Source organism: Erwinia sp. AC075 (assembly GCF_979253995.1).
Genome location: NZ_CEEDEU010000001.1, coordinates 3,281,143 through 3,301,343, shown reverse-complemented (window position 1 = coordinate 3,301,343; position 20,201 = coordinate 3,281,143). Strand labels below are relative to the sequence as shown.

General features: G+C 56.9%; 14 protein-coding genes. All 14 read left to right on the top strand.

Annotated features, from left to right (window positions below):
- Positions 1 to 11 precede the first annotated feature (11 nt).
- The gene (gene tssK, locus AC0IXH_RS15620; protein ID WP_013200445.1) at positions 12 to 1,346 is read left to right on the top strand and encodes a type VI secretion system baseplate subunit TssK; all 1,335 of its coding nucleotides are present in this window, start codon (positions 12 to 14) and stop codon (positions 1,344 to 1,346) included.
- Entirely contained in the window at positions 1,343 to 2,017 is a 675-nt protein-coding gene (gene tssL / locus AC0IXH_RS15615; RefSeq protein ID WP_013200446.1) for a type VI secretion system protein TssL, short form, read from the top strand. The genes tssK and tssL overlap by 4 nt, the downstream gene beginning before the upstream one ends.
- Positions 2,014 to 3,708, top strand: a complete 1,695-nt coding sequence (locus AC0IXH_RS15610; protein WP_471720685.1) for an OmpA family protein — start codon at positions 2,014 to 2,016, stop codon at positions 3,706 to 3,708. Before tssL ends, AC0IXH_RS15610 begins: the two co-directional genes overlap by 4 nt.
- 3 nt (positions 3,709 to 3,711) lie before the next feature.
- Positions 3,712 to 4,203, top strand: a complete 492-nt coding sequence (locus tag AC0IXH_RS15605) for an Hcp family type VI secretion system effector (RefSeq protein WP_013200448.1) — start codon at positions 3,712 to 3,714, stop codon at positions 4,201 to 4,203.
- A 295-nt stretch (positions 4,204 to 4,498) separates the two neighbouring features.
- A complete protein-coding gene (gene tssH, locus AC0IXH_RS15600; protein WP_471721155.1) occupies positions 4,499 to 7,165 on the top strand; it encodes a type VI secretion system ATPase TssH in 2,667 nt (888 codons plus the stop codon).
- Positions 7,162 to 9,663, top strand: coding sequence for a type VI secretion system Vgr family protein (locus AC0IXH_RS15595; protein WP_471720684.1), 2,502 nt, complete (start codon positions 7,162 to 7,164; stop codon positions 9,661 to 9,663). The genes tssH and AC0IXH_RS15595 overlap by 4 nt, the downstream gene beginning before the upstream one ends.
- A gap of 59 nt (positions 9,664 to 9,722) precedes the next feature.
- Positions 9,723 to 11,393 carry a lipase family alpha/beta hydrolase gene (locus tag AC0IXH_RS15590; RefSeq protein ID WP_471720683.1) on the top strand — a complete coding sequence of 557 codons (1,671 nt, stop codon included), beginning with the start codon at positions 9,723 to 9,725 and terminating at the stop codon, positions 11,391 to 11,393.
- On the top strand, positions 11,390 to 12,493 hold the full coding sequence (locus AC0IXH_RS15585) for a T6SS immunity protein Tli4 family protein (RefSeq protein ID WP_013200452.1): 1,104 nt from the start codon (positions 11,390 to 11,392) through the stop codon (positions 12,491 to 12,493). The genes AC0IXH_RS15590 and AC0IXH_RS15585 overlap by 4 nt, the downstream gene beginning before the upstream one ends.
- A 72-nt stretch (positions 12,494 to 12,565) precedes the next feature.
- Entirely contained in the window at positions 12,566 to 12,757 is a 192-nt protein-coding gene (locus AC0IXH_RS15580; protein ID WP_471720682.1) for a hypothetical protein, read from the top strand.
- Entirely contained in the window at positions 12,745 to 13,647 is a 903-nt protein-coding gene (locus tag AC0IXH_RS15575; RefSeq protein WP_471720681.1) for a T6SS immunity protein Tli4 family protein, read from the top strand. The genes AC0IXH_RS15580 and AC0IXH_RS15575 overlap by 13 nt, the downstream gene beginning before the upstream one ends.
- 121 nt (positions 13,648 to 13,768) lie before the next feature.
- Entirely contained in the window at positions 13,769 to 14,044 is a 276-nt protein-coding gene (locus AC0IXH_RS15570) for a PAAR domain-containing protein (protein ID WP_471720680.1), read from the top strand.
- Positions 14,045 to 14,063: 19 nt separating this feature from the next.
- Entirely contained in the window at positions 14,064 to 15,188 is a 1,125-nt protein-coding gene (locus AC0IXH_RS15565) for a hypothetical protein (protein WP_013200454.1), read from the top strand.
- Positions 15,185 to 18,592 (top strand): ImcF-related family protein, encoded by a 3,408-nt coding sequence (locus AC0IXH_RS15560; protein WP_471720679.1) that lies wholly within the window; start codon positions 15,185 to 15,187, stop codon positions 18,590 to 18,592. The genes AC0IXH_RS15565 and AC0IXH_RS15560 overlap by 4 nt, the downstream gene beginning before the upstream one ends.
- Positions 18,592 to 20,187: a type VI secretion system protein TssA gene (tssA, locus tag AC0IXH_RS15555; protein ID WP_013200456.1), complete on the top strand. Its 1,596-nt coding sequence runs from the start codon at positions 18,592 to 18,594 to the stop codon at positions 20,185 to 20,187. Before AC0IXH_RS15560 ends, tssA begins: the two co-directional genes overlap by 1 nt.
- The last annotated feature ends 14 nt before the right edge of the window (positions 20,188 to 20,201 follow it).

The following is a 20,201-nucleotide window of genomic DNA, read 5'->3' as shown; positions in this document are numbered from 1 at the left end:
GCGGAGGCTGGATGAAAACGGAACAACCGCTGTGGGGTCGGGGCGTGATGGTCTCGCCACAGCATTTCCAGCAGCAGGCCGCGTATGCGGCCTGGTCCGCGGAATGTATCGCACAGATGGGGCTGAATCATCCCTGGGGTGTGATCCGTGCCGAATTCGAAGCAGACGCCCTTAAATTGGGACGTTTGCAGGCACGGCATCTGCACGTGCGCTTTCAGGACGGCACGCTGATCGACACCAATAACGTTGACGATCTGCCGCCGGTAGCGATGCCGGAAGGGCATGAGGTGATCGTGGTGCTGGCACTGCCTCTGCTGAGGGCGAACGGCGGCAACTGCCTGCAGCCTGACGACGTTGCCGAGCGTCCGGTGCGTTATCGGCAGCGCTGGCGGGATATCCGCAATCAGTTTGGTGACGATACGCGACAGATTGCGGTGATAAAACCTGAGCTGACGCTGCGTTTTGGACATCAGAACAACGGGGATTATCTGGTCTGCCCTGTAGCACGTCTGAATCAGGACAGTCAGGGCTGCTGGACGCAGGACGAGACTTATCTTCCGCCGCTACTTAGCATGCAAAGCAACCATTGGCTGCTAACCCAGCTTGAACAGCTGATGACGCAGTTGCGTGCGCGCCTCAATCGGTTGATGGCGATGCGACGTGAAAGCAACGAACGTATGGCCGATTTCGCCGTAGCCGATGTGTCGTTGTTCTGGCTGTTGAATGCGCTCAATAGTGCGGAGCCAGTGCTGGGTCAGTTCCTGCGTTTTACGCAGAGTGCGCCTGAACGTCTTTACCCAGAGCTTGCCCGTCTGGCTGGAAGCCTGCTGACCTTCTCGTTGGAGCATCAAATCAGTGCTATTCCCGTTTATCAACACTCAGATCTTAACGGCGTTTTCCCACCGTTGTTCAATCTGCTAAGCGATCTTCTGGAAGCCAGCCTGCCGTCGCGCGTGGTGTCGATTGGGCTGGAGCATGATAAACGTCTGCATCAATGGCTTGCCCGTCTGTTGGAGCCGCGCCTTCGTGAGGATGCCGATTTCTACCTTTCGGTTCGATCTCCGCTCCCGGTGGCACAGCTACAGGAACAGTTTCCCCGACAGTGCAAAGTTGGCAGCCCGGATTATGTGACCGGACTGGTCAATTCATCACAGCAGGGGATCCCGCTAAAGCCATTACGCCACGTACCCGCCGCGATCCCTCTCCGTCTGGAAAACCAGTATTTTGCCCTCGACCTGTCGCACCCGGCAGCGCGCGAAATGTTGGAAACCGGCAGCTGCATGTTTTACGTGCCGGGCATGCTCGGTGAACCTCAACTTGAACTGTTTGCGGTACTGAGAACATGAGCCATAGAAACGAGTGTGATATTGACGCGCTGCTGCAAAACAGCTGGTTGCAGGTCATCAGTCTGCGCCATGGCCCTAAGATTAAGGAGGGAGAAGGCCAGCTATTATGGCAGCGCTGCGTCTCAGAAGTAGAGAAGGTCCAGCAGGCGCTAAAAGACGCGGGCTACGATACACAACAGAGTAAGGATGTTCTCTATGCCCAATGCTCGCTGATCGATGAAGTGGTCAAAGGGCGCGGCGCACAGGATGACGCTTACGTCCAATGGCTTCACTTGCCTCTGCAGGGGCATTTCCTCGGCACGGTTGATGCCGGTGACTTGCTCTGCGACCGCATGCGCGAAGTGCTGCGCGAGCCGGCTCCGGAAGGGGTTGTTATTACCTGCTTCCAGCGGGTGATGTTGCTGGGTTTCCTCGGTGGCTACCGCTCCCTGAACGACCCGGAACGCGAAAAGCTGGTACAGGCGCTCAATGCGCAGGTTCCGCCATTCACCGGACCCCTGGCGCAGGCAGTACTTGCCGAAAGCAAAGCAGGATTTAGCTCCAGCGGCTGGTTATCCAGTTGGCCATTGCGCATTGGCTTTTCCGTGCTGTTACTGGTCGCAGTCTGGTGGGCCCTGAACCACTGGTTGAGTAGCCTGGTTTGTTCGCTGCTGCCGGGAGCGGTTAAATGAGTCCTGCACTACAACGCACGTTGGCGGTGTGGATTGTCCTGCTGATCGCGGTGCTGCTCCTGCCACTTCCTCACTGGGTTGCCGTGCTGTTGCTGACTGCCGGGCTGGCGCTGCTGATTGTCGTGATGGTGGCTTCCCGCCGTGTGGCTTTGAAGGGAACGGTATTCAGCTCGGATGACCTGCCGGATGCTGCTTATCGTCAACCGGTGGTGCTGGTTTGCGGCGACAGCCCCCAGGCCTGGCCGGAAGGAGCTGCGGTACTAACCGTGCCGCACGGTTGCTGGCTAAGGGTGGCAGAGAATCAGGCGCTTGACGTGGTAGCGCGTCAGCTACTCTCGCTGCGCCCGGAGTGGGGCCGACAGCTGTCGGTGATGGTCAGCATCTGTCCACAGCAGCAGCAGGATCACGAAGTACTCTCCAGCCGTCTGCTGGCACTGCGCTGGCAGGTTGGCCAACTGCGGCGTGAAAGCGGCTATTCACTGCCGCTGGTCCTCAGTGCGCATGTGGGCAGTGCGCTGGTCAGTGAGTGCCTCTGGCAGACAAGGCTGGTGGGAGAACCCGTCAGCATGTGGCCCAACATTTCAGCTCGTTCCCCGTCTGACCGCTGGCTGGCCGCTGGCGGCAGCATGGCTCTGCAGCAGCAAGTGCTGATGAACAGCCTGACCGAGTGGTTCCGACAGGAGGTTATCGCGGTTTTAGCCGACAGCAATCCGGATATGCCATCGATTTACCCCGTATGTGTCGTCTGGGGGGTAAGCAGTTCATTTTGCACGGCACTGAAAACGTCCCTTTGGACGCGCTGGCTGCAACAGCAAACCGGGCTGGTACAAGTGGCAGGCTGGCTACCGACCGAGGATGAGGACCTGACGCAGTCATCAATGCTGCCTGAGTTTGTCATGCGGCTTTTGCCAGAAGGTCGTGGTCTGACCCCGCGGCAGCGGGCATGCCGTGCTGCGCTGTGGACGTTGGTGTTAGGGGGCATCGTTGCATTCTGCTGCAGCGCCTGGAATAACCATCGACTGCTGCAGCGCGTCACCTTTGATATTGCTCACTATGAGCGTATTGCCATGAACGATTACGTCGAGAAAGTGGCGGCGGTCAATGTGTTGCAGCGGGAGGTTGCTGAACTGGATGAGCATGCCCGTAACGGCGCTCCGATGCGGCTCGGCTTCGGCCTGTATCAGGGAGGACAGTTGCGTCTGCCGCTTCTGGATGCTATCCGCTCTTATATTCCGCCACCGGCCCCGTCGGTGGCGAAGGACACCCCTAAAATCGTGCGCCTGGACAGCCTGTCGCTCTTTGACACGGGCAAGGCGGTGCTTAAACCCGGTTCGCTGAAAATGCTGGTCACGGCACTGGTCGATATCAAAGCCCGCCCGGGCTGGCTGATTGTCGTCGCCGGACATACCGACAGCACGGGCAACGTGCTGGCCAATCAGCAACTGTCGCTGACGCGCGCCGACGCGTTGCGCGACTGGATGCTGTCGACCAGCGACGTATCGCCAACCTGCTTTGCAGTACAGGGCTTCGGGGCTTCACGCCCGATAGCCACCAACGATACCCCGGCCGGTCGCGCGTTGAACCGCCGGGTCGAAATCAGTCTGGTGCCGCAGGCAGACGCCTGCCAGGCAGCAGCAACCCGAACGTCATCACAGGATGATGACACAACAGTAAGTTCTGATAAGGAGTAACACATGGCAATTCCAGTCTATCTGTGGCTGAAAGACGACGGCGGTGCGGACATCAAAGGCTCCGTGGACGTGAAAGACCGTGAAGGCAGCATCGAAGTGGTGGCGCAGGAACACAACCTGTACATCCCGACCGACAACAACACCGGCAAGCTGACCGGGACCCGCGTGCACACGCCGTTCCTGTTCACCAAGGAAATCGACTCATCCAGCCCGTACCTCTACAAGGCGGTCACCACCGGTCAGACCCTGAAATCCGCCGAGTTCAAGTGGTACCGCATCAACGATGCCGGTCAGGAAGTGGAGTATTTCAACACCCGGCTTGAGAACGTCAAGCTGGTGAAAGTCGCGCCGCTGATGCACGACATCAAGGATGCGTCGAAAGAGAAGCACAACCACCTGGAGCGCATTGAACTGCGCTACGAAAAAATCACCTGGACCTACAAAGACGGCAACATCATTCATTCCGATTCATGGAACGAACGCACCACCGCTTAATTACCCGTCATTCTTCGCGCCGCAGGTGCGTTGGCTACGTTTGCCGGCCCGGGTCACAGAGTTATCTCTGCTCCCGGGGACCTGCTCACTTGCCGCCTTCCTGCGCCACGAATTATTTAGGGTAATGGTTTATCTGCAGGCGGTTCGCCGCCTGCTTTTTCAGTTATTTCCGTTCTGCGAACGCGCTGACCAGAAATAATTTTATCCGCAAGTGTGACCTTATGGGCCTTGGTTCCTGCTTCAGGAAATGGCTATGGGCGGTAGCGTGCCGCCATCCTACTCAGAGAGTGAAAACATGGAAAACCAGTCAGCCGTTCTTTTACGTCGTTTAAACCCGTTCTGCGCCCGCGCGCTGGAAGCGGCCGCTTCGCTGTGCCAGACCCGCGCCCACAGTGAGGTCTGCACTGAGCACCTGCTGCTTAAGCTGCTGGAGCAGGGCGAGGGCGACATCACCGTGCTGGCCCGGCGCTACGAGTGGGATATGGACGGCATCTGGCAGGCGCTGCTGGGCTGGCTGGATAACGTGCCGCGCTCGGTCCGCACCCGCCCGCAGCTCGCCGGCCCCCTGCTGGCGCTGATTAAGCAGGCCTGGCTGATTGCCTCGCTGGAAGATGACGACGCCCACATCCGCAGCCATCACCTGCTGGCGGCGCTGACGGATAAGCCGTCGCTGGTCAGCTGCGAAGGCCTGTGGCCGCTGCTGAGCCTCACGCGCGCCCAGCTGGATCGCCTGCGCCCGCTGCTGGACGCGCAGTCCGACGAGCGCCCGGAAGTGCAGCAGCAGGAGAGCCTGAGCCCGTCGCCTTCAACGCTGGGCGATGCGGATGCTCCGGCTAAAAAGGATGGCGGCAGCCCGGCCGGCGATGCGCTGAGCGAGGCGCTGCAGGCCGCGCTCGACAAATTCACCCTCGACGTCACCGCCAAAGCGCTGGCGGGAAGCATCGACCCGGTCTTTGGCCGCGACACGGAAATCCGCCAGATGGTCGACATCCTCTCGCGCCGCCGCAAGAACAACCCGATTCTGGTCGGCGAACCGGGCGTCGGTAAAACCGCGCTGGTGGAAGGGCTGGCGCTGCGTATCAGCGAGGGCAACGTGCCGGACAGCCTGAAAACCGTCAGCGTGCGTACCCTCGACCTTGGCCTGCTGCAGGCCGGCGCGGGGGTGAAGGGCGAGTTTGAGCAGCGGCTGAAGAACGTGATTGAGGCCGTGCAGCGGTCGCCGGCGCCGGTGCTGCTGTTTATCGACGAGGCGCACACCATTATCGGCGCGGGCAACCAGGCGGGCGGCGCCGACGCCGCCAACCTGCTGAAGCCGGCGCTGGCGCGCGGCGAGCTGCGCACCATCGCCGCCACCACCTGGAGCGAGTACAAGCAGTATTTCGAGAAGGACGCCGCGCTGGAGCGCCGCTTCCAGATGATAAAAGTCGACGAGCCGGACGACGAAACCGCCTGCCTGATGCTGCGCGGCCTGAAGTCGCGCTACGCGCAGCACCACGGCGTGCATATCACCGACGACGCGGTGAAAGCGGCGGTCAGCCTGTCGCGCCGCTACCTGACGGGCCGCCAGCTGCCGGACAAGGCGGTGGACCTGCTGGATACCGCCGCCGCGCGGGTGCGCATGAGCCTCGACACCGTGCCGGAGGCCATCACCCTGCTTAACGCGCGGCTGACCGCGCTGGCGCTGGAATCGCAGGCGCTGACGGACGATATTGCCGCCGGCAGCGCGCAGCATGACGAACGCCTGCGCGCCATCGCCGCCACCCGCGCCGGACTGGAAGCGCAGCGCGGGCAGCAGGAAGCGCATTTCGCCGCGCAGCAGGCGCTGGCGCAGCAGCTGATGGCCGGCCGCCAGGAACAACGGCCGCAGGCGGAGATTGCCGCGCTTCAGCAGCAGCTGGAAGCCCAGCAGCAGCAGGACGCGCTGATTCAGGTGGACGTGGATACCCGCACCGTTGCCAACGTGATTGCCGACTGGACCGGCGTGCCGCTCTCCGCACTGATGAAGGACGAGCAGACCGGCCTGCTCGGCCTGGAAGCGGAAATCGGCAGGCGCGTGGTCGGGCAGGACGTGCCGCTGAACGCCATCGCGCAACGGCTGCGCGCCGCCAAAACCGGGCTGACCGCCGAAAACGGTCCGCAGGGCGTGTTCCTGCTGGTCGGGCCGAGCGGCACCGGAAAAACCGGGAGCGCGCTGGCGCTGGCCGACGTGCTGTACGGTGGCGAAAAGTCGCTGATCACCCTCAATCTCTCCGAGTACCAGGAGCCGCACACCGTCTCGCAGCTGAAGGGTTCGCCTCCGGGCTACGTCGGCTACGGCCAGGGCGGCATCCTGACCGAAGCGGTGCGTAAGCGGCCTTACAGCGTGGTGCTGCTGGATGAGGTGGAGAAGGCGCACCGCGACGTGCTGAACCTGTTCTACCAGGTGTTTGACCGCGGCTTTATGCGCGACGGCGAAGGGCGCGAAATCGACTTTCGCAACACCGTTATCCTGATGACCTCAAACCTCGGCAGCGACGCGATTATGCAGCTGCTGGCGGAAAACCCGCAGGCCACGGAAGGGGATTTGCAGGAGCTGCTGCGCCCGACGCTGCGCGACCACTTCCAGCCCGCGCTGCTGGCCCGCTTCCAGACCGTTATCTACCGGCCGCTGGGGGCAGAAGCGATGCGCACCATCGTCGGCATGAAGCTCGACCAGGTCAGCCAGCGGCTGGCGCGCCACTATGGCCTGAAAACCACCCTCGGCGACGGCCTGTCAGCGGCCCTGACCGCCGCCTGCCTGCTGCCGGATACCGGTGCACGCAATATCGACAGCCTGCTGAATCAGCAGATCCTGCCGGTGCTGAGCCAGCAGCTGTTACAGCAAATGGCCGTGAAACAGAAGCCGCAGCACCTGACGCTGGACTGGGATGAAGAAGAAGGGATTGTTCTGGCGTTCGATACAAAAAAGGAAGGTGAAGAATGAGCATAAATCCGGTCTCTTTTTATAGCCACAGCCACCACCTGCTGGCGGTCCGCGACAGCACGTCTCAACCCGACGTGCTGGCCTTCAGGGGTGAAGAACGTCTGAGCGAGCCGTTCAGATGGCGCGTGGAGTTCACCAGCGCCGATCACGCCATCACGCGCGAGGCAATGCTAATGAAACCGGCCTCGCTGACCCTGCAGGCTCCGGTTGATCAGGGCTGGGGCATCAGGGTGCAGCAGCCGGTGCGCGTGGTGCAGGGAGTGGTGATCGGCTTTGAGCGCCTCAGTACCAGCGCCGATCAGACCCACTATACCGTCACCCTGCAACCGCGGCTGGCGCTACTGTCGCGCAGCCGTCAGAACGCCATCTATCAGGACCTGTCGGTGCCGCAGATAGTCGAGAAAATCCTGCGTGAGCGCCACGGGATGCGCGGTCAGGACTTTGTCTTCACGCTGAGCAACGAGTACCCGCGCCGCGAGCAGGTAATGCAGTACGGCGAGGACGATCTGGCGTTTATCACCCGATTGCTGGGTGAGGTAGGCATCTGGTTCCGCTTCACCACCGACACGCGCCTGCAGATCGACGTGGTTGAGTTCTATGACGGTCAGCAGGGCCATGTTAAAGGGCTGACGCTGCCTGCCGTTCCACCTTCCGGCATGCACGATGCGGCTGTCGATTCGGTGTGGGATCTTGCCAGCCGCTTTACGGTGGTGGAAAAAAGCGTCAGCGGGCGCGATTACAACTACCGCAACGCCAGCGTAGATATGAACGTGCAGGTCGATGTGACTGGCGGTGACGACACCACCTACGGTGAGTCCTATCGCTGGGCGGACAACTACCTTGCGCCGGGCGATGGTTACAGCCATAACCCGACTCCGGAGAGTGGGGCTTTCTATGCCCGCCTGCGTCACGAGCGCTACCTGAACGGCCAGACGCGGGTGGCGGCAGTCACCACTTGTCCGGCGCTGGCCCCTGGCTGCGAGCTGAAGGTCAGCGGGGAGGAGGAGGTCAGCGAGGTGTTCCGCAGCGGGGTGCTGGTCACCGCCATCGTCAGCACTGCGCGGCGCGACCGCAGCTTTGAAACCGCCTTTGACGGTATTCCGCTGAACAATCGCTACGGCTTCCGCCCGGTGTCGCAGCCGCATCCCGTGATGGCGGGTACGCTCCCGGCGCGCGTCACCAGTACCACCGTCAACGATCAATACGGCCATATCGACCGCGACGGTCGCTACCGCGTCAACATGCTGTTTGACCGTGCGGGCTGGGAAACAGGCTTTGAAAGCCTGTGGGTTCGTCAGGCGCGTCCCTATGCGGGCGACACATATGGCCTGCACCTGCCGCTGCTGGCGGGTACTGAAGTGGCCATCGCCTTCGATCACGGCAACCCGGACCGGCCATATATTGCCGGGGTGCTACACGACTCGGCGCATGGCGACCACGTCACCATCCGCAATTACAAACGCAATGTGCTGCGCACGCCGAAGAACAACAAATTGCGCCTCGACGACACGGCGGGCCAGGAGCATATCAAGCTCAGCACCGAATACGGCGGCAAAAGTCAGCTGAATCTCGGTCACCTGGTCGACAGCGAGAAGCAGAAGCGCGGCGAAGGGTTTGAGCTGCGCAGCGACAGCTGGGGCAGCATCCGTGCAGAAAAGGGGCTACTGATAACGGCAGATGGCCAGCAAAGGGCGCAGGGCCAGCAGCTGGAGATGCAGGCAGCACTGAGCCAGTTACAGCAGGCGCTGTCGCAGGCGCAGGCGCTAAGCAGTGCGGTAGAAGAGGCCAAGGCCGAACTGGCAGATATTCAGTCACAAAAAGACCTGCTGGCAGAGAGTCTGACCGAGCTGAAAAAGTCGGCATTATTACTGAGCGCGCCGGCGGGTATTGCCCAGGCTACCCCGGCCAGCCTGCAGCTTGCGGCGGGTGAAAATATTATCAGCACCAGCGGCAAAAACACCGACTTTAGCGTAGTGAAAAACTTCACCCTGGCGGCGGGTGAAGCCATCAGTCTGTTTGCAAACAAGATGGGGATGAAACTCTTTGCCAGCCGGGGAAAAGTGGAAATCCAGGCTCAGAGTGATGAGATGACGCTGGATGCCCTTAAGGATATCCGTATCTCCAGCAGCGAAGGAAAACTGCTTATCAGTGCGAAGCAGGAAATTATCTTAACCAGCGGTGGCGGATATATTCGCATCGCGGACGGATCAATAGAGTGTGGTGCGCCAGACAACATCGTTGAGCGTGCGACGGTGTGGCAAAAGTTTGCTGGGCAAAGCTTCAACGTGGCGGCCCAGCAATGGAGTACCAGTGATTTTGCGGTAACGCCAACGGTTTTGCGCCTTTCTGACCGCTCTCCCGTGGCGAGGCAGCAGTTAAGTTTGAAAAATGCAGACGGCAGCCAGTCTGCCCTGCCAACCTCGGCATCGGGGGCGGTGGATACGCAGAACAGCGTCAGTATTGATTCTCTCAGCGCGACCCTGCCAAAAAAAAGCTAAGGGAAGGCGCCAGCCGGCGTAACGATAAAGTCAGCATCTGAACGAAAAGGACGGAACGAATGGCGGAAGAAAAAACTGCGGGTGCCGGTGACGGTCAGCCATCAACCTGCATATTGCCTGAGTGGGAGCATAACGGTCTGGTTAAATGGAAGGGGATTCAAAACCAGAAGAAATCACTGGACGCTCAGGTGGTGTTGCTGCAGCCACCCATCAGGGTTATTCCGGTTATTTTTCTCCCCGGGGTGATGGGGACTAATTTGATGTCAGATGGTTCTTCAAAAAGAGAACAACCTATCTGGCGTGGCGACAGTGAGGTTGGCGTATATTTCAAGTGGGCAGGACAAGATGGTAACCGCAGAAGAAAGCTGTTAAGCCCGGATACCACAAAGGTGGATAACCGTGGCGATATTAATCAAAACATCTATTCTCCATTTTCTGATGACGGAAACCTGTTTCCAACCCGGCGGGAGCGCGGCTGGGGCGGGGTCTTATCCTTCAGCTATGGAAAGTTTTTAAGCGTCTTTCAGGGCGCATTGCTGGATGACTGGCAGCGGGACATGGTGAATTACGCAGCGCGCGTCGGGGGAAAGGGTGGGATCTTAAGCCAGCTGGTTGGGGCGCGCCTGTCGGAAGATAAAGCGTCGAAAATCGCCGATGAATCGGTGATGACGCAGCAGGAGCTTGACCACTTCAGGAATTTTCTGTTTCCGCTGCACGTCTATGGCTACAACTGGCTGCAGGATAATAAAACCTCGGCCGAAGGCCTGGTAGATTACATTGAAGAGGTGATTGACCTCTATACTCACCAGCACTGTCACGGCATGGCGTTTCCCGCCGGGCAGGAGAAAGTTATTATCGTCACCCACTCCATGGGGGGGTTGGTGGCGCGCTATGCGTCGCAGATTTCAGGGGCGCAGGATAAAATCCTGGGGATAGTGCACGGCGTTATTCCGGACATCGGTTCCCCCGCGGCATATCGCCGCATGAAGGTCGGGGCAAAACAGGAGGGAATGGCGGGTGCCGTGCTGGGCAATACGGCGCAGGAGCTGATGCCGGTACTGGCCCGCGCCCCGGCACCTCTGCAGCTGTTGCCCTCCGCCAAATATCTCGGTGGGGCGCCCTGGCTGACGGTGGAAGGAGGCAACGAAGATGGTACAGATATAAAACTACCCAAAAGGCGGGATCCGTTCAGTGAGATCTACCTGAATGAAACCCTGTGGTGCCGCCTGTATGAGGCCGACATCATCGATAAGGATGCTGCGGAAATTAAACGCAACTGGAATGCATACAGCGATCTTATTAGTAAAGCGGTACAACGATTTATTGAAAAATTAGACAATAAATATCATCCCAATACTTATGCGTTTTATGGTCATAAAATAGGCTCTGACGGTACGCTCAGCTGGAACAGAATCACCCAGGTTTATCTGAAAAAAACAGGTGATAATGACTTAAAACTGCCCAATAACTACCGGGAAGTCCCTCTACCGCCTCACGGCGCTCAAGTCTACCGTCTCGGCTCGTCCAATACGCCGGGTGATGGAACGGTCCCGGTGGAATCCCTCAACGCCATACGCCAAAGCCGCAGCATCAAAAGCGTGCTGGCAACCAATGTTGACCATCAGGGCGCCTATAACGTAAACAGCCTGAACGATATTCCAAACAAACCAGCCCTGAAATTTACCCTGCGGGCGATTGTTAAAATGGTTCAGGAGGTCCCGGTCCCATGAAATCATTCCACAAACTAACCCTGTTTTTGCTGGTTGCCACCAGTATGCTTTTTGCTAGCCCGGCCATGGCCGCCGCCACAATGCCACCCGTCACGCAGAAGGAGAGTGCCGTGATCAATACCCTGTTTGCAAAAACTAAACCGCAGTGCATCGGGCGCTATGTGATTGATGTCCCTGTATCATTTGATAATCAGCTGCGCGATATGATCTTCATCGATGATTTTAAAATCAGCAGCAAATGGATTTACCCACCCGCCTTTCATCAGCGGATAAAGCTCAGGGAGCAGGAGTTACGGGAAGCGATTAATAGGCCCGAAAATGAACCGGAAGACGCTCCGTATATAAAGGAAAAAATTCTGCTTCCAGAAGGGAAAGGTGTTATTTTCGATCATAATGAATCAGATACCCCTGATATTTATCGACAGCTTGAGGCCCATGTCTATGTAAATAACGTGGCCTTTGTGATCACCGCGGAGTTTCGGGATTTCTCTGGTGAAAAAAATAAGGAAAAGAAAGCCGGTTATTTAGCTAGGGGCTTTACTGAAGCTGATGCAAACACCAAACCAGCCAAGCTCGCCGCACTGCAATCGTTGATCTCGCGCTTGAGTGGCAGACAGGATGAAGTAATCCCGGAGGAAAAAGGTGTGTGTATTCCGAACGGATTTATCCGGGATGATGGCGCTCCGCATACTGAGCGAGTTACTTTCCATTATGGGAATGAGGATTTCAACTTTGGCGCTGAAATGGACAATACGATACAGGGGTCAGATGACACCCTGTTTAATCGCAGTGCGCAAATAAACGAAGCGCTGAAAACCTCCAATGAGTACAGCATTAAAAAAGAAGCGCGAACCATTAATAGTATCCCAACTGAAATGTGGTTGTTTGGTGGTAAACAAACCCTCAGAAATGAGCAGACGAAAGAGGATGATAAAATCACCTTCTACGACTTTGATCTGTATGCTAATGAACGGGACGCCACGCCCGAAAAACCTAACCTTAATATTGGCCTCAGCAGCGAGTACCTTAAAACGCGGTACAGCGAAGCACAGATGATTGAAGTCTGGGATCGACTGGTCAATTCACTGCGCTTCAGATAACCACTTGAGTTACTTATGGCTCTCCGGTTTTGCCTGGGAGCCACTGTTAAAAGCAGTGCAAGGATGCTTATCATGAAAATTCTCTATTACAGAGTAGCGCTATCGCTGGCCTGCATCATGTTTATTTTCCCGGCTATAGCCGTCACGTCACCGATGAAGAAGAGTGCCGTGATCAATACTCTGTTTGCAGAGACTAAACCGCAGTGCATCGGGCGCTATGTAATTGACGTCCCGCAGTCGTTAACAATCAGTTGCGCGATATGATCTTTATTGATGATTTTAAAATCAGCAGTAAATGGATGTATCCGCCTGCGTTTCAGCAGCGGATAAAGCTCAGGGAGCAGGAGTTACGTGAAACAATTAATAAACCCGGAAACGATCCGAAAAATGCCCCTTTTATAAAAGAAAGGATCCTGCTTCCTGAAGGTAAGGGGGTAATATTTGATAGTAACAGACCCGGTTCTGATGATTTGTACCGAAGATTGGAAGCTCATGTCTATGTGAATAAGGTGGCATTTATTATTACGACAAACATTCGTGATTTTTCGGCGCCAAAATACAGGGGTAGAAAATCTGAGTATCTTAAAACTACTACAGAAGAACAGACAAACACCAAACCAGCCAAGCTCGCCGCACTGCAATCGTTGATCTCGCGTTTGAGTGGCAGACAGGATGAAGAAATCCCAAAAGAAAAAGGTGTGTGCATTCCGAACGGATTTATCCGGGATGATGGAATGCCACACAAAGAAAAAGTAACATTTAGCTTCATAACTGATGAGTTTGTTTTTGGTGTATATACAAATAATACTTATACAGGTTCAAATTATACTCTCTTCAATCGCAGTGATGAAATTGATAAATTCCTTCGTTCAGTCAACCAACACACAATAAAAAAATACAAACTCTCACCAGACGGTATTTCCTCACAGGCATGGTTGTCTGGCGGAACGCAAACCATCACCAACTCTGAGGCGAGGGGAAATGTAATGTTCCCGACTTATGATTTCGATCTATATGCGCATGAAGCCGATGCCATACCTGACAAACCATGGCTAACCATGGGGATAGGCAACGAGAGCTTGAAAACACGTTACAGCGAAGCACAAATGGTTGAAATCTGGGACCGGCTGGTAAATTCCTTACGCTACAAATAGTTGATTCAATCTTTATAGTTCTCAGTGTACGTTTCAACGCATATAGGATGATGATCTGCAGTGGTGATTATCAACCCAGAACCATGCTGTGTAATTAATACTCATTAAGTAAGGAAATACAATGAGCGTAGGATATTTTCTAATAGTTGGTGATAGCACCACCTGTGGCGGAAAAATTTTAACGGGTGCCCCCCGTTTTTTATGGGGGGGTAAACCTACTGCCAGAGCTGGGGACATGGTTTCATGCGGTCAATTTACCGGTACATTTAAAATATTAGCGGGTGTGGGGGACATGTTTGATGAGGGGGTGATGCTAGCCGGTTCACTCGAAAGCTTTAGTTCTTGTCCGTGCCGCGCACGATTTATACCTTCTATACAAGACTCTTATTCAAAATAAAAATGGAATAATTTATAATATGGCCTGGCCTATACCTGATATTCCAGAGAAATATTCCTTTCCCAAGCCAAAAATTTGGCTGTGGATAGTTGTGTTGCTAGTTATACAAACGTTTGGGTTTATAACCAGTATGTGGGTATTTAAAACCACGAATTATGATGCCATTTTGCTCAGTGGTGTACTTTCTGCTTTTTTACTGTGGCTATGTATATTTGGCGTAGTGTTTAATCGCTATGAACAATCTTCAAATGCCAGAATAAGTTGGGAAGCCGAGAGAGAACGGACTAAAGCTGAATGGCAGCAGTGGAGCCGTCGGCAGCTTGCGGTAGTAGGAAATGTTTTATTTTCTCCTGAAGAAAATGGGATGGAGTCGCTATTGGGCGAATTCGAAGATGTTCCTGCATACCCTGAAAAAGCACGACCGTTATTTAATTCGCCATGCATCTATGCCTCATTAATGAGAAAGATAGACCTTAATCTTGAGCAGCAATATCCTCGCTATCGTAATTTAATGCACGCTATTTATGTATTACAGGCTTCAGGGCGATATGATAAGAAGAGTAATAAGGCCATTTTCCAACAATGGGATTTAGTCCCTGACATCATTGATCCTACCCAGCCCCTACACTCTCTATTCGATTCACATGATAGCGATGGACTGGTTTTAATTATTTGCTTTCAAAACTGGTCTGCACTTGCTGCCGGCGAAGTCAGTGAATTCATATCTGCCCAGCTTATGGCCATGCCCAAGTATGCCCGGCAACATTCTATACCGGTTATTGCTGGGTTGAATCGTATAATGCCGCTGGAGGCTGGGAGCTTCAAAAAAGATTTGGATATGTTTTTCGAATATAGCCAAGCGGGTAAACAGGATCTTGAATATATCTGGCTTTCTGGTAATACAGAAAAAACAACCGCAGAAATCATGCAATACGCAACAGATACTCAATGGTTATTACCAAATAGCCAGCCATTACGCTCTGTTGATTTTTCATTTGGACCGCCGGGAGAAATGGCTTTGCCCCTTGGCATAGCAATGATGGTTGAAGTCGCGAATAAAAAAGATAAAGACCAACTATTTATCTATCAAACACCACATCAAACTGGGGCACTTTGTCTGATTACCCGGGAGCTTTATCTATGAAGGAACATACAATACAGCCTGCCGCACGATATGGCTCTTGGGGATATTTTCTCCTGATTATTGGATTGGCAGGGATAAGTGCATTACTGCTGTATATCAATCAGGATGCATTGGAGAGTGCAGGAGCAACGCGTCATACGGTCTGGGCCATATGGGGAGCCATATTTGCCGTCTTGCTTTTTGGTCTGATTGGCTCACCGCTGTGGTGGCGTTGGCAACAAAGAAAAAATCAGGCAATTTACAAACCATATACGGCGAGTAAGGCAAATAAATCAACATCTGCTAACACCGCAGTTGTTGGGCAAAGTTTGATCCGTCTTAAAACTTACCTCCGCAACCGCTATCACCTGTTCTGGCGCTACAAGGTACGCCTGTTGCTGGTCGTCGGCGATGATGCCGCGCGTGAAGCGCTGATCCCCGGGCTGCGGGAGCAGCAGTGGTTGGAAGGGCAGCGCACCGTTCTGATTGACGGCGGTAGCCTCAGCTCAGAACCGGACGCCGACAAGCTCGGCACGCTGAGCAGGCTGCGACGTAGCCGGCCGCTCGACGGTATTGTCTGGGTACTGGCACACGGCCAGCTGATGACCCCGCAGATGCAGGATTACGGTCTGCGCAGCCTGGAGAATATTTCGCAGGCGCTTCGCTGGCAGCCGCCGGTCTGGCTGTGGCAGCTGCATGGTAGCGACTGGTCCCAGCAGGGGCGCGAAGAACAGACGGTTGGCGTCCTGTTTTCCGCGCGCGTGCGATCGGAAGAGGTCAGTGAGCAGCTCGACAGTTTGGCCCCGCAGCTGCGTGAGCAGGGCATGGCGCAGATTGCGCTGCATCGCGAACATGACTTTCTGCTTCGGCTGGGCAGCGAGCTGGCGCAGGGGGAAAGCCTGCAGTGGCAGCAGCGCCTGACACGCTGGCTGACCCTGCAACCGCCTATTCCGCTGCGCGGGCTGATGTTCAGCCTGCCGTCCGACGCGCGGGTTTCGGCCAGCCATGACCATGCGGTGACTCTCTCCAACAGTTGGGACGGCATCGTGAATGCCAGCCGGCATATTTCCGGGCATCGCATCGGCATGCCCTGGCAGCGGGTGCTGGCCTGGGCGCTGATGGGGTTTATTGGACTGTGGGGCGCGGGTCTGCTGCTCTCATTTGCGCTCAACCGTCAGCAGATTGTCAGCATGGCGGAGAAGGCCCAAATGCTGGTGCAGACTCCGACGATTTCCGATCGGCAGCTCACCGACCTGCACGCACTGCGCAACGATGCCGGGCTACTTAAGTACCATCATCAGGACGGCACGCCCTGGTATCAACGCTTTGGCCTCGACCATAATACGCCGCTGCTTGAAGCGATGATGCCGTGGTACGGCGTGGCGAATAACCGCCTGATACGCGACCCGGCCAGCGCCGCGTTGCAGCAGCGGCTGAACGCGCTGGCAGAGCTGCCGCCAAACAGCCCGCTGCGCGCCGAACGCGCTAAACCGGGATATGACCAGCTCAAGGCATGGCTGATGATGGCGCGCCCGGATAAGGCAGACGGCGCGTATTACGCGCAGGTGATGAAGACGGTGCAACCGACCCGGGACGGCATCTCGCCCGGCCTGTGGGTGAGCCTGGCGCCGGACCTGTGGGCGTTTTACATCACGGAGCTGCCGCACCAGCCGCAGTGGAAAATTATCCCGGATGCCTCGTTAGTCAGCCAAAGCCGCGAGGTTCTGCTGCAGCAGATTGGCCGACGTAATGCCGAAAGCACGCTGTATCAGAACATGCTGAAATCGGTGCGCCGCAACTTTGCCGACGTCTCCCTGGAGGATATGACCAGCGGCACCGATGCGCGCCGACTGTTCACCACCAATGCAACAGTGCCAGGCATGTTCACTCGCCAGGCATGGGAAGACGGCGTGCAGCAGGCGATTGAGACCGCGGCCAAATCACGGCGCGATGAGATTGACTGGGTGCTGAGCGACAATCGTCGTAGCCTGTCCGCTGACCTCACGCCGGAAAGGCTGAAAGAGCGCCTTACGCAGCGCTACTTCACCGACTTTGCCGGCAGCTGGCTCAGCTTCCTTAACGGCCTGCACCTGAACCCGGCTGCCAATATTGCTGACGTCACCGATCAGCTGACGCTGATGAGCGATGTACGTCAGTCGCCGTTGATTGCACTGATGAACACGCTGGCATGGCAGGGGCAGGCCGGGCAGAAAAGCGAGGCGCTGTCAGACTCGTTAATCAAATCGGCGAAGGAGCTGGTCGGCAGTAGCCAAAAGCCGGTCATTGACCAGGGCGCAGCCGGTCCGCAGGGCCCGCTTGACGATACCTTCGGTCCGCTGTTGACGCTGATGGGGAGGAATAGCGCCGCCAACGCGCTGGCCGGTGACGACAGTCTGAGCCTGCAAACTTACCTGACGCGCATTACCCGCGTGCGCCTGCGACTGCAGCAGGTGGCGGGCAGCTCTGACCCGCAGGAGATGATGCAGACACTGGCACAAACCGTGTTCCAGGGCAAAAGCATTGACCTGACCGATACGCGGCAATATGGCAGCCTGATTGCCGCCAGCCTCGGCGAGGAGTGGAGTGGCTTTGGACAGACGATGTTTGTTCAGCCACTGACCCAGGCATGGGAAACGGTGTTGCAACCCTCCGCCGCCAGCCTTAATGATAAATGGTCACGCTCGGTGGTGGCGTTGTGGCGCAGCGCGTTTGATGGGCGCTACCCGTTTGCCGCCAGCAATAACGACGCCTCGCTGCCGATGCTGGCCGAGTTCCTGCGCAAGGATAGCGGGCGCATTGAGCGCTTTCTTAACAGCGAGCTGAGCGGTGTGTTGCACAAAGAGGGCAGCCAGTGGGTGCCGGACCGCACTAACAGCCAGAGCCTGACCTTTAACCCGGCGTTTATTAAAGCGCTCAATCAGCTGAGCCAGCTGTCAGACGTGCTGTTCACCGACGGCAGTCAGGGCATCAGTTTTGAGCTGCAGGCAAGGCCGACGCCGGGGGTGGTTCAGACTCAGCTCACTATCGATGGCCAGCAGCAGAAGTACTTCAATCAGATGGCTGAATGGCAGACCTTCCGCTGGCCGGGGGACACCTTTAAGCCGGGTACCCTGCTGACATGGAGCACCAACAGTGCCGGCGCCAGACTGTTTGGCGACTATAGCGGCACATGGGGATTGATCCGCTGGCTGGAGCAGGGTAAGCGTCACCAGCTTGACCGCAGCCAGTGGATGATGATCTTTACTGCCCCTGACGGTAGCGTCCTGCAGTGGGCACTGCGCTCACAGCTGGGCAGCGGACCGTTACAGCTGCTGCAGCTGCGTAACTTCGCGCTGCCGGCAGAGATTTTCAGCGTCGATGCCGAAATGGCCGCACAGGCGCAGCCGGGAAGTGATGAGCTACCCGCCATGGAAGGAGAATCCTAATGACCACCCTGCAAAATTTAGTCATCGCCTGCCGGGCAGATGAAGGCACGCTAATTCCTCTGGCACAGGCGCGGGCTGATAACTGGAGCGCATGGTTGCTACCGCTGAGTGACGCGCAACCGATGGGAGATGAACCCGGTTATGACGATGATTTCCAACGCATTCGCGAAGAGGTGAACAAGCTCTCCGGCATTGATACCTCGCTCATCTGCCAGTTGGCCGAAAAGCTACTGACCACGGTCAGCAAGGACCTGCGCGTAGTGACCTTCTACATCTGGGCGCGATTACATCAGGATGGCGAGGTCGGGCTGGCGGAAGGGTTGGAACTGCTGGCCGCCATATTACAGCGCTTCGGTGTGCAGCTGCACCCGCAGCGTGAACGCAGCCGCAAATCCGCGCTGGAGTGGCTCGGTAGCGGGCGCGTGCTCGACAGCCTCTCGCTCTACCCGGAGGTGGATATGGCGGCCATGCAGCGCATCACCGGCGCACTGCTGATGGCGGATCAGGCGATGCAGTCGTTTGCCGAAGCGCACCGCCCGCAGCTTACCGGGCTGTGCCTGGCGCTCGAAACCCGGCTGGCGCAGAGCGGCGGGGCAAGCAGCATGGTGCCGCAGACCAGTCGTGATGAGTCCTTATCTACTGCTGTGCCGTCAGCGGCGGCCCCGGCGATGACGGCCGTGACATCCGGGCGCGATCTGCTCGACCAGGCGAAAATGCTGGCGGGCTACCTTCGCGATCGGCCTGGCGGCTGGCTGGCAGGACACCACCTGATGAAAAGTATTCGCTGGGACACCGTGACAGAGTTGCCGCCGCTTGATGCCAGCGGTCGTACCCGACTCGCGCCGCCGAAGCCGGACCACCGTGCCCAACTCAAGCGTTTGTATCTGCAGCAGAGCTGGATGGAACTGCTGGAGCAGGCCGACAGCCTGTATGCCCAGGGCGTCAACCATCTGTGGCTGGATTTGCAGTGGTACAGCTGGCAGGCGTTGGCGAAACTGGATGCCGATAGCGTGCGTGCCGATATCCTCTGTCGCGGAGTTAAGGGACTGCTTTCGCGGCTGCCTGGACTGGAGGCACTGGCGTTCAACGACGGCACGCCGTTTGCCGATGAAGTTACGCAGAACTGGATAGGCCAGCAGGTGATGGATGACCCGGGCGATTGGGGTTCTGACGCGCTGACTCCTGAATCGCAAAGTGATGAAGAGGTGCTGCTGCTTGAGCCTGAGTTGCTGGCGCTGGCGGACAGCGATGGCATTGAAGCCGCGTTTGGCTGGCTGCAGTCGCGCCCGGGTATGACTTCCGTGCGCGACCGCTGGCTGATGCGCCTGCTGATGGCGCGCGTGGCCGAGCAATACGCCCGCCATGAACTGGCATTCCACCTGCTTGGCGAACTGGACAGCGGTGCACAAACCCTGACGCTGCAACACTGGTCCCCGGGGTTGCTGTTTGAGGTGCGGGCGCGGCGTCTGAAGCTGCTGCGCATTAAAGCCTCGCGCAGCGAAACGGATAAAACCCGCATTCAGCCTGAGATGGACCTGCTGCTAAGCGGATTAATCAGCCTCGACCCGGTACGTGCGGCAGTACTTTGCGTTTGATCTCCCCCTCCAGT

Bases quoted from the DNA above. Each gene is read 5' to 3' on its own strand.
- tssK (WP_013200445.1), top strand. From the start codon at position 12: ATGAAAACGGAACAACCGCTGTGGGGTCGGGGCGTGATGGTCTCGCCA.
- tssL (WP_013200446.1), top strand. From the start codon at position 1,343: ATGAGCCATAGAAACGAGTGTGATATTGACGCGCTGCTGCAAAACAGC.
- AC0IXH_RS15610 (WP_471720685.1), top strand. From the start codon at position 2,014: ATGAGTCCTGCACTACAACGCACGTTGGCGGTGTGGATTGTCCTGCTG.
- AC0IXH_RS15605 (WP_013200448.1), top strand. From the start codon at position 3,712: ATGGCAATTCCAGTCTATCTGTGGCTGAAAGACGACGGCGGTGCGGAC.
- tssH (WP_471721155.1), top strand. From the start codon at position 4,499: ATGGAAAACCAGTCAGCCGTTCTTTTACGTCGTTTAAACCCGTTCTGC.
- AC0IXH_RS15595 (WP_471720684.1), top strand. From the start codon at position 7,162: ATGAGCATAAATCCGGTCTCTTTTTATAGCCACAGCCACCACCTGCTG.
- AC0IXH_RS15590 (WP_471720683.1), top strand. From the start codon at position 9,723: ATGGCGGAAGAAAAAACTGCGGGTGCCGGTGACGGTCAGCCATCAACC.
- AC0IXH_RS15585 (WP_013200452.1), top strand. From the start codon at position 11,390: ATGAAATCATTCCACAAACTAACCCTGTTTTTGCTGGTTGCCACCAGT.
- AC0IXH_RS15580 (WP_471720682.1), top strand. From the start codon at position 12,566: ATGAAAATTCTCTATTACAGAGTAGCGCTATCGCTGGCCTGCATCATG.
- AC0IXH_RS15570 (WP_471720680.1), top strand. From the start codon at position 13,769: ATGAGCGTAGGATATTTTCTAATAGTTGGTGATAGCACCACCTGTGGC.
- AC0IXH_RS15565 (WP_013200454.1), top strand. From the start codon at position 14,064: ATGGCCTGGCCTATACCTGATATTCCAGAGAAATATTCCTTTCCCAAG.
- AC0IXH_RS15560 (WP_471720679.1), top strand. From the start codon at position 15,185: ATGAAGGAACATACAATACAGCCTGCCGCACGATATGGCTCTTGGGGA.
- tssA (WP_013200456.1), top strand. From the start codon at position 18,592: ATGACCACCCTGCAAAATTTAGTCATCGCCTGCCGGGCAGATGAAGGC.